Source organism: Aequoribacter sp. (assembly GCF_965659035.1).
In the GTDB taxonomy this organism is placed as follows: Bacteria; Pseudomonadota; Gammaproteobacteria; order Pseudomonadales; family Halieaceae; genus Aequoribacter.
Genome location: NZ_CBFHWH010000031.1, coordinates 1,863 through 13,408, shown reverse-complemented (window position 1 = coordinate 13,408; position 11,546 = coordinate 1,863). Strand labels below are relative to the sequence as shown.

The following is an 11,546-nucleotide window of genomic DNA, read 5'->3' as shown; positions in this document are numbered from 1 at the left end:
ACGGATGAGAAGGGTGAGCACTACTTGCTCGAAGTTGACGAACCCGTTGTAATCCCAGTCGATACTAAAGTCCGCTTTCTTGTCACTGCCAACGATGTAATCCACTCTTGGTGGGTGCCCGAGCTTGCTGTGAAGCGCGACGCGATCCCCGGTTTCGTCAACGAAACATGGACAAAAGCGGAAGAGATTGGCATTTATCGCGGTCAGTGTGCCGAGCTGTGCGGCAAAGACCATGGCTTTATGCCTGTTGTTGTGAACGTGGTCTCAAAAGAAGATTACGCAGCATGGCTCGAGAAAAAGCAGGCCGAGGCAGCTGAAATCAAAGCGCTGATGGCACAGACTTTCACGATGGATGAGCTGGTCGCTCGAGGCAAGAACGTTTACCAAGGTTACTGCGCTGCATGTCACGGCATGAACGGCGAAGGCGGCTTGGGTAATGCAATCGCTGGCAGCGGCATCGCAACCGGCGACCTAACCAAGCATCTCGATATTGGTGTGAACGGTGTTCCCGGAACAGCCATGCAGGCCTTTGGTGGCCAGATGAACGACGTTGATATGGCGGCAGTTATCACCTATCAGCGCAACGCATTCGGAAATAATATGGGCGATATGGTTCAGCCCATCGATGTATTCAATCACAAGAAAGGCTAAGCGGAGAGGTTACTCAAATGGGAGATCATCATCACGGCCCAGCTAAAGGGCTCTCTCGGTGGCTATTTACCACCAACCATAAAGATATTGGAACCATGTACCTGTGGTTCTCATTTGCGATGTTTATTTTGGGTGGCGCCTTCGCCATGATCATTCGTGCCGAGCTATTTCAGCCCGGCATGCAGTTGGTCGAGCCTGCGTTCTTCAACCAGATGACGACCCTGCACGGTCTAATCATGGTGTTTGGGGCGATTATGCCTTCCTTTGTTGGCTTGGCAAACTGGATGATTCCGATGATGATCGGTGCACCAGATATGGCCTTGCCTCGTATGAATAACTGGTCATTTTGGATTTTGCCACCGGCATTCCTGATTCTGGCTAGCACTTTGTTCATGGAAGGGGGGGCGCCCGCGTTTGGATGGACGTTCTATGCGCCATTGTCAACGACCTACGCGCCGCCATCAGTGACTTACTTCATCTTCTCAATCCACGTGTTGGGTCTGTCTTCTATCATGGGTGCAATTAATATTATTGCCACCATTATGAACATGCGCGCGCCCGGCATGACCTACATGAAGATGCCTTTGTTCGTTTGGACATGGTTGATCACTGCATTTTTGTTGGTTGCGGTTATGCCTGTGCTTGCGGGTGCAGTGACTATGATGCTGATGGATATCCACTTTGGCACGAGCTTCTTCTCGGCAGCGGGTGGTGGCGATCCCGTTTTGTTCCAGCACATCTTCTGGTTCTTTGGTCACCCTGAAGTGTACATCATCATCCTGCCGGCTTTTGGTGTGGTGTCGCAGATTATCCCTGCGTTCTCTCGCAAGCCTTTGTTCGGTTACGCTTCGATGGTTTATGCCACAGCTGCGATTGCTTTCCTATCGTTCATCGTATGGGCGCACCACATGTACACCGTTGGCATGCCGATTGCCGGTGAGTTGTTCTTCATGTACGCCACCATGCTGATTGCTGTGCCAACCGGTGTTAAGGTCTTCAACTGGATCACCACCATGTGGCGTGGCTCCATGACGTTTGAGACCCCCATGCTGTTCTGCATTGGTTTCTTGGTGCTATTCACTATCGGTGGTTTCACGGGTTTGATGCTTTCAATTGCACCTGCGGACTTCCAGTACCACGATAGCTACTTTGTGGTGGCTCACTTCCACTATGTGATGGTGGCTGGTGCGGTATTCAGCATGACTGCCGCGGTTTACTACTGGTTGCCCAAATGGTGTGGCCGTATGTACAACGAAACCATGGGTAAAACGCATTTTTGGATCTCGTTTATTGGCTTCAACATCACGTTCTTCCCTCAGCACTTCGTGGGTCTAGCGGGTATGCCACGTCGTATTCCCGATTATGCACTTCAGTTTGCTGACTTTAATATGATGTCGAGTATTGGTGCGTTCATTTACGGCGCGTCACAGATTATGTTCTTGTACAACGTGATCGCGACCATCGTAGCGGGTAAGCCAACAAGCGAAGAAAAAGTGTGGGACGGTGCCGAGGGTCTGGAGTGGACAGTCGCAACACCAGCGCCTTACCACACCTTTGAAACACCGCCAGCAATTCGTTAATTCGGAGGCAACTTTACGATGATTCGTGTAAGCAAAAATCCTACGATCGACACCTCGGCTAAGTTAGCCGTGGTGGCGGTTGCCATGTTTGCGTTCGTTTTTGTCGTAATGGTGCCTCTGTACAACGTGTTGTGCGATGCACTGGGTATTAACGGAAAGACGGATGGAACTCAGTACACGGCGGTCCCCGTAGCTGTAGACGAATCTCGAACCATTACGGTCCAGTTCGTCGCGACTAACAACGAGGGTATGCCGTGGGAGTTTGGTCCCGCGGTTACTGCGATGAAAGTGCATCCCGGTGCAGTCAACGACACGGTGTTTCACGCTCGCAATCCTTTATCCAAGGATATGGTTGCGCAGGCGATACCCAGTATATCGCCGTCGCGTGCCGTTAAATATTTTCATAAGACGGAGTGCTTTTGCTTCAATCAGCAGCCGCTTGAAGCAAATATGAACGCGGAAATGCCATTGCAGTTCATCGTTGACCAAGATTTACCCAAAGACATACAGACAATCACCTTGTCTTATACGATTTTTGATGTAACCGATGCCGTTAACGGAAGCGTGGCGGCTCGGTAATTCGCTTACCCAGGGGGTGGGGCGTTTCGGTTTCAGGGAGAAACATAATGAGTGACCAAGTAACACAGCACGAGAAGTATTACGTGCCCGAAAAGAGCGCAATGGCGGTTCTCGCTACTGTTGGCTTGATTTTAAGCACCTTTGGTGCCGCGACTGCGATGAACCAAGCGACGTTCGGTGATGGAGAAGCTTCTTACACCACAATGTACGTCGGCTTGTGTATTTTCGCCGCCGTGCTTTTTAGCTGGTTCAAAACTGCAATACAAGAAAACATTGCGGGAATGAACTCAGCGCAGCTCAAAAAATCGTACGTTATCGGGATGTTTTGGTTCATCTTCTCTGAAGTGATGTTTTTCGCAGCGTTCTTCGGTGCGCTATTTTACGTAAGAACGCTTGCCGGCCCATGGCTTGCTGGTCAGGGTGAAGGCGGAACTTGGAACCACCTGCTCTGGGAAGGTTTTGAGTACAGCTGGCCAATGATGCAGACACCCCAGGAAGCAGTGGGTGGCGTTGGTAATCAGTTAATAGCCAACATGGGCACTTTTACCAGCGCTGAAAAATCGATGGACTTTTCAGAGGTGAGCGCCTGGTACTTGTGGCTTCCCATGTGGAACACCATTGTTCTCTTGACCTCAAGCGCCACCGTTCATATCGCGCACGAAGGTCTGCTGTCGGGTAACAAGAAGCGTTTTAACCTATGGCTCGGCATTACTGTCGGCCTTGGTGTGTTATTCGTTGGCTTGCAAATCTTAGAGTACTACGAGGCCTATGCTCACTATGGTTTGACCCTAAATTCAGGTATTTACGGTTCTACCTTCTTTATGTTGACGGGTTTCCATGGTTTTCACGTGGTCATGGGTACCGTCATGTTGGCAATTCAGCTTTACCGGTCTGTGGTTGCAGGTCACTTCAGCGCCGACGACCATTTCGGCTTTGAAGCGTCATCGTGGTACTGGCACTTTGTTGATGTCGTGTGGGTTGGACTGTTTTTGTTCGTCTACATCATTTAGTCAGTTACTTTGTCTGGCCCGCTTGCGGGCCAGCATCCCACGGGTTGCGGTGACCCAATTGTCCTGATGCAACGCCGTACACAATGACACAAATGAGCGCAATCGCGAGCGTGAGGCGCGTACCCAATGAGTGGAACGTTCTTCGTTTGTTCTTATCTCCTTGATCTGTCATCAAAAAGTAAAATCCACTGCCAAGACTGGCCACAAGCGCTACCATTAGCACCGCGATGATTATTTTGAGCATAAAGAGTACCCTTGACGAATATGGTTGCCAGTATAGCGGACTCTGTACCTATGCGCTCAGCTTCTGAACTGCAGGGCTAAAGCGATGCCTAGACTACGTTTTGACTTCGAATGGCGACTAACCTTATTTGTCGCAGTAGCATTGCCTATTTTTTTGGCTCTAGGTTTTTGGCAGCTAGGACGTGCAGATGAGAAACGCGCTCTCGCAGCAAATGCTATTGTGAAGGATGCTGCACCCGCACTAACGCCAACGCAACTTATCGACTTGGACACAGATGATCTGTCAGGTCGGAAAATCAGGTTATCAGGTGCGTATATGCCGCGCGTATTTTTGTTGGATAACCAAATCAAAAATGGGCGATTTGGCAATGACGTCGTTCAGTTATTTCGGGCTGAAAATGACCAAGTTTACTTTGTTAATCGAGGCTGGGTGCCGGCAGACCCCGCGCGACAGCGATCCACCCAGATACCCCAGCGCCCAACGGTGACAGCAATCGAGGGCCGTATCTATGTTCCTCCGGGGAAACCTTATTTGCTAGAGTCTGACACCTTAGATCCGAACTCGCCTTTGGTAGTGATTCAATCGGTCGATATAGAGTCGCTAAGCACCCTAGTCACGGGCGGTTCGGTGGTGTTTCCCCATCTAGTGCGCTTATTATCTGACGATCCCACTGCATTTGATGCATCTTGGCCGGTGGTCAATATTTCCGATGCCAAGCACATAGGCTATGCCATACAATGGTTCAGCATGGCCTTTGTGTTGGCTCTTCTATTTATTCATCGGTCGAGTAACGTCTGGGCCTTACTTCGTGGTAAAAACGAGGATTGATATGTCACAGCAGGGATTAACAGGTAACCGTATAGTATTGCTGAGTATAATTGGCTTGCCCGTCACCATGATTTTGGCCGCTACTTGGCTGTGGTATTTTGTTGCACGTGGCGATATCGATATTGTCGATATGTTGGGTACTTCAAATCACGGCACCTTATTGAACCCACCAACCCTGTTAGTCGATCAGCCATTTGAAAACCAGTTTGGTGCAAAAGCGAAGTTCTTGAGCGACAAACATCAGTGGACTCTCGTTATTCCCGTACCGGCGCAATGCGACGCACAATGTGTCTCCACGCTATACACAACGCGACAAATTCATGTGGGCCTAGGAAAGGAGTTTGGTCGCGTCCGTCGAGTGTTCGTGAGCTCTGAAGCGGTCGATGCGGATGCTCCCGTACCTCAGGTCCAGGGCGAGATTGAGTCTGCAACCGCGGCGAACTTAGGTTCCTATCTTGAAGTGCAACATAAAGGCATGCCCTTACTGGTGTTAAACTCGGATTCTTTTGATGCCTTGTTTGGTGACATTAGCGCTGGGACGTGGTTTCTGGCAGATCCTGCAGGCTGGATGATGATGTCTTTTGATCTTGGCACGCACTACAAAGATGTAACCTCCGATCTAAAATTTTTGTTGAAGAACTCAGGTGATTAAAATGGCCACTAGCTCAGCCACAGTGGCGACCCGCCCAAGGTTTAAAGATTTCTACACGCTCACTAAACCGAACGTCGTGGCGCTAATGATTGTAACGTCTGTCATTGGAATGTTTATGGCGGTCGATGGCTGGGTACCTTGGCAACCCCTAGTGCTCGGTAACCTGGGTATCGCACTGTGCGCGGGAGCCGCTGCTGCGGTGAACCATGTCATTGACCACCGTATCGATACGAAGATGGCGCGCACAGCGAATCGACCGGTTGCCACGGGCGTGGTTACGAGCACGCAAGCCGTGATCTTCGCGGCCGCCCTGGGTGCTATCGGGATGGCAATTCTATTGTTATGGGTAAATGCGTTGACGGCGTGGCTCACTTTGGCCTCGCTAGTCGGATACGCCTTCATTTACACCATGTTTTTAAAGCGCGCGACGCCACAAAATATCGTGATAGGTGGTCTAGCTGGAGCAGCACCGCCTCTACTTGGTTGGACGGCTGTTACGGGCGAAGTTCACGGTCATGGATTGTTGCTGGCCTTGATTATTTTTGCGTGGACACCTCCCCACTTTTGGGCTTTAGCTATTCACCGCAAAGAAGAATATGCCCTAGTTGATATTCCTATGCTACCTGTGACACATGGCGATGCGTTCACTCGCTTACACATTCTTCTCTACACCATTGTCATGTTTATTATTACGGTTTTACCCTTTGTCACGCGCTTGAGTGGGCCGATTTATCTGGCAGGTGCGGTCATTTTGGGTTTGGTCTTTTTGTACTGGGCGCTGGCCATGATTTTTCATTGGCGAGAAGATGCGCCTATCCAGACATTTAAATATTCGATTTTGTATTTGTTATTACTGTTTGTCGTGATGTTGGTAGACCACTATATCTACCCGACAGCGACTTTGTGAGGTTGATATGACAACGGCAGCTCAGGCATCCGGAATAAAGAAAACGGTCATCATCGTATTAGCCTTCATCGTGTTTATTGTGGTGGGCTTCGTGTTGCGTATCTTCCAACCCACCATTCTGTCTCCCGCAGAGATGCAAGCCAACGGGACGATGGTATTTCAGCAGCCGCGCCAAGTCACCGATTTTTCGTTGGTAGATCATACCGGCGCTCCATTTACGCGAGAGTCCGTGACGGGGCAGTGGACCCTGGTTTTTTTCGGGTTCACGTTCTGCCCTGATATCTGCCCTACCACGATGGTTGAGTTGAACGAGTTTATGCGGCTTATCGAGGGTACCGAGGTTGAAGATCAGTTCCAGGTTGTGATGGTTACCGTCGATCCTGGTCGAGATTCGGTTGAGCAGCTCGCCTCCTATGTCCCCTTTTTTAATCCCGACTTTTTGGGCGTCACCGGCGAATTTTTAGATATTCACCGATTTGCGACGGAGCTCAATACACCTTTTCGGCGCGTGCCGGGAGGTGGGGAAAACTATCAGATGGATCATAGCGCCAATATTGTGTTGATCAACCCTCGAGGCGACTATCACGGTTTCGTTAAAGCACCGCTTGATTTACCAAAAATGAAACTGACACTGCGCTCTATGGTCGCAGACTGGGACAGGCAGGGTTTTTAACCCTGCCGAGATTCGCGAATTACTTTTTCTCAAGTGATTGATTGCGCTGCTCCAAGCTGGCGTCTAGTTGCGCTTGCAGTTTGCGCTCGAGCGAAGACGATACGTCGGTCGCCTTAACGGCCGTGTGTTTCTTTTTGTCTAGGCCGATTGCGCTTTTCTCGATCATGACATCCGTGCTTACCATTGCCAGCGCCGGGATATTTGCCTGTGCGCTTACGCTTAGCATCAAACCAAAAACACTTAAAACCGCTTTGTCTGTTACTTTCATCTCATTTTCCTCCATTTTGTTACCTTGGGTAACACAAGGCGCATTATAGCGATAATTCTGGGTTTTAAAAGGGTTTGCTCGCTTTATTGTCACCTTTTTTACCGTTTACGAATGTGATTAGTACACAATTAGCCTTATAAGGTAACACTTGGGGTTTGTCTGGCGAGTTCCTCACGTTTGAAACGTGGCAAATTCAAAGTTGATGCGGTTTAATGAACGACTGATTTGATTAGATGAAAAGGAAGCGACCTTGCAAAATTTAGCCCCATTGGTCTTAGTGGACGGCTCCTCGTATCTTTACCGAGCGTTTCACGCGTTACCGCCTTTGACGACCACTAAGGGTCAGCCAACGGGTGCGATCAAGGGCGTCGTGAGCATGTTAAAACGCTTGCACCAAGACTATGCCTCGAGCCCCATTGTGGTGGTATTTGATGCGAAAGGGCCCACTTTCCGCGATGAGATGTTTCCTGATTACAAGGCGCAGCGACCTCCTATGCCAGACGAATTGCGCACTCAGATCGAGCCATTACACGCTATCGTAAAAGCTCTGGGTTATCCGCTCATTTGCGAGCCAGGCGTTGAAGCAGATGATGTCATCGGAACGTTGGCAAAGCAGGCCTCAGAACAGGGCATGGACGTCATTGTGTCTACCGGCGATAAAGATATGGCGCAGCTCGTGGATCAGCATGTGACGCTCGTAAACACTATGAGCGATACGCGCCTAGACCCTGCCGGAGTGATGGAGAAATACGGTTTTGGTCCCGACAAGATGATCGACTACTTGGCGCTTATGGGCGATAAAGTCGACAACATCCCGGGTGTTGCGGGTGTTGGTGAGAAAACGGCGCTCGGGTTAATCCAGGGGTTAGGGGGATTGGATGATATTTACGCCAATCTAGATCGGGTTGTCGATTTGCCAATACGTGGCGCAAAATCGTTAGCGGCCAAACTCGAGGCAGAGCGCGACGCTGCTTATATGTCGTATACCTTGGCCACCATAAAGCTTGACGTGGAGTTGGGATTTGCGCCCACAGATTTATGCAACGATCAGCCCGACACGGTGGCGCTGTCTCATTGGTATCAAGAGCTCGAATTTCGATCATGGCTCGCTGAAATCGACTCTGAGGCAACCGTGACAAGGGCAGAGCCCGCGCCGATAGCGCCCGCACAAACTCGATACGATTGCGTGACTACCGAGCAAGCTCTAGCACAATGGATCTCGGTGCTAAAGGAGGCGGGCACATTCGCGTTTGATACCGAAACTAATAGCTTAGATTATATGGAGGCTGAACTCGTTGGGCTGAGTGTTTGTGCAGAGCCTGGGGTCGCTTGCTATATACCGGTCGCACACGATTATCCCGGCGCTCCTGACCAGCTGTCACGTGATTACGTCTTGTCCGAACTTAAGGGCCTACTTGAGGACGCGCGATATCAAAAGATTGGACAGCACCTGAAATACGACATGCACGTATTAGCTAATTACGGGATCGCATTGCGAGGCTTTGCCGGCGACACGATGCTGGAATCGTATGTTCTAGATTCGGTCAGTGGTCGTCATGATATGGACAGCCTAGCCGAGCGTTACTTGAGCCGTAAAACCGTATCGTTTGAAGAGGTCGCGGGTAAAGGCGCAAAGCAGTTAACGTTTAATCAAGTCAGTCTCGAGCAGGCGGTGCCTTATGCGTGTGAAGACGCCGATATTACTTGGCAACTCCACGAATATCTCACTAAACAACTCAAGGCCACTGAGTCTTTGAACACGATTTACGCAGACATTGAGCTTCCATTAGCGCCCGTGCTGCAGAGCATCGAGCGCAACGGCGCTTTGGTATCACGTGAAATATTGCAGCAACAGAGCTCTGTTATCGGTGCCAGACTGATCGAGCTGGAAGCCGAGGCCCACGATTTGGCGGGTCGCCCTTTTAATTTAGGGTCGACAAAACAACTCGGTGAAATCCTGTTTGATGAGCTTAAGCTACCGATTATTAAAAAAACCCCTAAAGGGGCGCCTTCCACAGGTGAGGAAGTGCTAGTTGAGCTCGCTTTAGACTACCCGCTGCCGAAGGTTTTGCTGGAATATCGGGGTTTGGCGAAGCTAAAGTCTACCTATACCGATAAGTTACCGACCTTGATTAATGCGCGTACCGGGCGGATACATACATCCTATCATCAAGCAGTTACCGCCACGGGGCGACTATCCTCGTCAGATCCTAACCTTCAAAATATCCCTATTCGAAGCGTTGAAGGCCGAGCCATACGCAAAGCTTTTATCGCGCCCGAAAATCACGTGATTGTGGCGGCAGACTACTCTCAGATTGAGCTTCGAATTATGGCGCATTTGTCGGGTGACTCCGGGTTGCTGAATGCATTTAACGAGGGTTTAGATGTTCACGCTGCGACGGCGGCTGAGGTGTTTGGTGTGGCGCTTGAAGACGTCACAACTGACCAGCGCCGCAGTGCAAAAGCCATCAATTTTGGTTTGATCTATGGCATGTCGGCCTTTGGTTTGGCTAAGCAGTTGCACATTGGGCGCGCCGAGTCGCAGGCGTATATCGACACCTATTTTCAACGCTACCCGGGCGTACTGGATTATATGGATCGTACCCGTAAAGGTGCGCATGAAAGGGGTTACGTCGAGACCATTTTCGGGCGCCGGCTTTACCTGCCAGAAATCAATGCACGTAATAAAATGCGCGTGCAAGCCGCCGAGCGTACTGCCATTAACGCACCCATGCAGGGCAGCGCGGCCGACATCATCAAGAAGGCTATGTTAGCGGTTGATCAGTTTTTACGTGATTCGAGCCTAGAATCCAAGATGATTATGCAGGTTCACGATGAACTGGTTTTTGAAGTACCCAAGCACGAGCTCGATACGCTGCGAGCTGGTGTCATTACTGCTATGGAATCCGCAGCGCAGCTGGCAGTACCTTTACTGGTCGAAGTGGGCCTTGGTGATAACTGGGAAGAGGCGCACTAGGCCAAATCCTGGGTAAGCCATTCGTCCAGCTTTGCGATCAGGGTTTCATGGCCCTGGTGCTTTAAGGACGAGAACGTCTGTACGGTAATTTTGCCGCCGCGCGGTTTTAGCGCCTTTTCTACTTGGAGCTTGGTTGATTGCTGAGGCCCACGTTTCAGCTTGTCTGCCTTCGTCAGTAGGATATGACAGGGCATGTCTGCCGATAATGCCCAGTTAATCAACTGCTCGTCAAAAGGCTGTAAAGGATGGCGAATATCCATTAATAAGACCAGCCCTTTCAGCGAGGCGCGCTCCTGTAGATAGGTCTCTAATTGTGCGGTCCACGCCTTCTTCATCGCCACAGGGACTTTCGCAAAACCGTAACCGGGAAGATCCACCAGTCGCTGTTGTTCGCTTAAGCTGAAAAAGTTTAGCAACTGCGTGCGCCCTGGGGTTTTAGACGTTCTCGCAAGCTTCTTATTTTTCGTCAGACTGTTGATCGCACTGGATTTGCCTGCATTTGAACGCCCGGCAAACGCCACCTCCCACCCTAAATCGGCAGGGCACTGGTGAAACTTCGCGGCGCTCGCCAAAAACTCTGCGCTTTCGTAGCGGGGCTTTTCAGGTGCGACTAGATCAATATTTATGTCCATAAAGCCCTTTCAACTTTGTTGTGATTGCACTTTTGTATATAATGCCACAGCTTTGCTTAAGGGGCTCGATCTAAGCAAAAAGATTCCACTGCAGGATGAGTTCAGTATTTAATCTACGATCTGGAGGTCGCAGTATGAAAAAGATACTCTTGGTACTGTCGTTTTTGGCTGCTGGTTTTGCGAACGCAGAAGTTGACACGGCTGCAGTAAAAGAGATTTACGGTAAAAGCTGCGTTTTTTGTCACGCTGCTAACATGCCTAATATGCCTAAAGCCGGGGATGTCGCCGCTTGGGAAGCTCGACTTGCAAACGGAATGGACGCCCTGGTAGCGTCGGTCAAAAATGGTAAAGGCGCGATGCCCCCCAAGGGAATGTGTATGACGTGTACTGATGAGCAGTACGCCGCTCTTATTACCTACATGGCTTCACCGCAATAAACACACGATAGTAGTAACGAGATCACTATGAAAAATTTAGTTTTAGCTGCCATTCTGTTGGTCAGTGCCTCCGCAAACGCGGCAACTGTGATGCCAGAGGGCGATGCT

At 50.2% G+C, this 11,546-nt stretch carries 13 protein-coding genes; 10 read left to right on the top strand and 3 right to left on the bottom strand.

Annotation, left to right across the window (positions count from 1 at the left end; genetic code table 11):
* From ACTF5Z_RS06565 to ACTF5Z_RS06550, 4 genes are all read left to right on the top strand, one after another.
* A partial coding sequence (locus ACTF5Z_RS06565; RefSeq protein ID WP_438984960.1) for a c-type cytochrome occupies positions 1–651 on the top strand: 651 nt, incomplete at its 5' end.
* Between the two features lie 17 nt (positions 652–668).
* Positions 669–2,231, top strand: coding sequence for a cytochrome c oxidase subunit I (gene ctaD / locus ACTF5Z_RS06560; RefSeq protein WP_438984959.1), 1,563 nt, complete (start codon positions 669–671; stop codon positions 2,229–2,231).
* An 18-nt stretch (positions 2,232–2,249) separates the two neighbouring features.
* A complete protein-coding gene (locus tag ACTF5Z_RS06555) occupies positions 2,250–2,810 on the top strand; it encodes a cytochrome c oxidase assembly protein (protein WP_423848887.1) in 561 nt (186 codons plus the stop codon).
* A 47-nt stretch (positions 2,811–2,857) separates the two neighbouring features.
* Positions 2,858–3,820, top strand: a complete 963-nt coding sequence (locus ACTF5Z_RS06550) for a cytochrome c oxidase subunit 3 (RefSeq protein WP_438984958.1) — start codon at positions 2,858–2,860, stop codon at positions 3,818–3,820.
* Between the two features lie 4 nt (positions 3,821–3,824).
* Here the strand turns inward: ACTF5Z_RS06550 and ACTF5Z_RS06545 are convergent, their stop codons facing one another.
* Positions 3,825–4,064: a DUF2909 domain-containing protein gene (locus ACTF5Z_RS06545; RefSeq protein WP_423848889.1), complete on the bottom strand. Its 240-nt coding sequence runs from the start codon at positions 4,062–4,064 to the stop codon at positions 3,825–3,827.
* A gap of 84 nt (positions 4,065–4,148) precedes the next feature.
* Here ACTF5Z_RS06545 and ACTF5Z_RS06540 point away from each other — a divergent pair, with 84 nt between their 5' ends.
* The 4 genes from ACTF5Z_RS06540 to ACTF5Z_RS06525 are packed head-to-tail and all read left to right on the top strand — an operon-like array spanning position 4,149 to position 7,124.
* A complete protein-coding gene (locus ACTF5Z_RS06540; RefSeq protein WP_438984957.1) occupies positions 4,149–4,892 on the top strand; it encodes an SURF1 family protein in 744 nt (247 codons plus the stop codon).
* 1 nt (position 4,893) lies between these two features.
* Positions 4,894–5,544: a hypothetical protein gene (locus ACTF5Z_RS06535; protein WP_438984956.1), complete on the top strand. Its 651-nt coding sequence runs from the start codon at positions 4,894–4,896 to the stop codon at positions 5,542–5,544.
* A 1-nt stretch (position 5,545) separates the two neighbouring features.
* Positions 5,546–6,451 (top strand): heme o synthase, encoded by a 906-nt coding sequence (gene cyoE / locus ACTF5Z_RS06530; RefSeq protein ID WP_438984955.1) that lies wholly within the window; start codon positions 5,546–5,548, stop codon positions 6,449–6,451.
* Positions 6,452–6,458: 7 nt separating this feature from the next.
* Positions 6,459–7,124: an SCO family protein gene (locus ACTF5Z_RS06525; protein WP_438984954.1), complete on the top strand. Its 666-nt coding sequence runs from the start codon at positions 6,459–6,461 to the stop codon at positions 7,122–7,124.
* A 19-nt stretch (positions 7,125–7,143) separates the two neighbouring features.
* On the opposite strand, the gene ACTF5Z_RS06520 is transcribed toward ACTF5Z_RS06525, so the two are convergent.
* The gene (locus tag ACTF5Z_RS06520) at positions 7,144–7,392 is read right to left on the bottom strand and encodes a hypothetical protein (RefSeq protein ID WP_438984953.1); all 249 of its coding nucleotides are present in this window, start codon (positions 7,390–7,392) and stop codon (positions 7,144–7,146) included.
* A gap of 250 nt (positions 7,393–7,642) precedes the next feature.
* Between ACTF5Z_RS06520 and polA the strand changes: the two genes are divergently transcribed.
* Complete coding sequence (polA, locus tag ACTF5Z_RS06515; RefSeq protein ID WP_438984952.1) at positions 7,643–10,369, top strand: DNA polymerase I; 2,727 nt, start codon at positions 7,643–7,645, stop codon at positions 10,367–10,369.
* Here polA and yihA read toward each other — a convergent pair.
* Positions 10,366–11,001, bottom strand: coding sequence for a ribosome biogenesis GTP-binding protein YihA/YsxC (gene yihA / locus ACTF5Z_RS06510; protein ID WP_423848896.1), 636 nt, complete (start codon positions 10,999–11,001; stop codon positions 10,366–10,368). The genes polA and yihA overlap by 4 nt on opposite strands.
* A gap of 134 nt (positions 11,002–11,135) precedes the next feature.
* Here yihA and ACTF5Z_RS06505 point away from each other — a divergent pair, with 134 nt between their 5' ends.
* On the top strand, positions 11,136–11,438 hold the full coding sequence (locus ACTF5Z_RS06505; protein WP_423848897.1) for a c-type cytochrome: 303 nt from the start codon (positions 11,136–11,138) through the stop codon (positions 11,436–11,438).
* Positions 11,439–11,546: the final 108 nt, after the last annotated feature.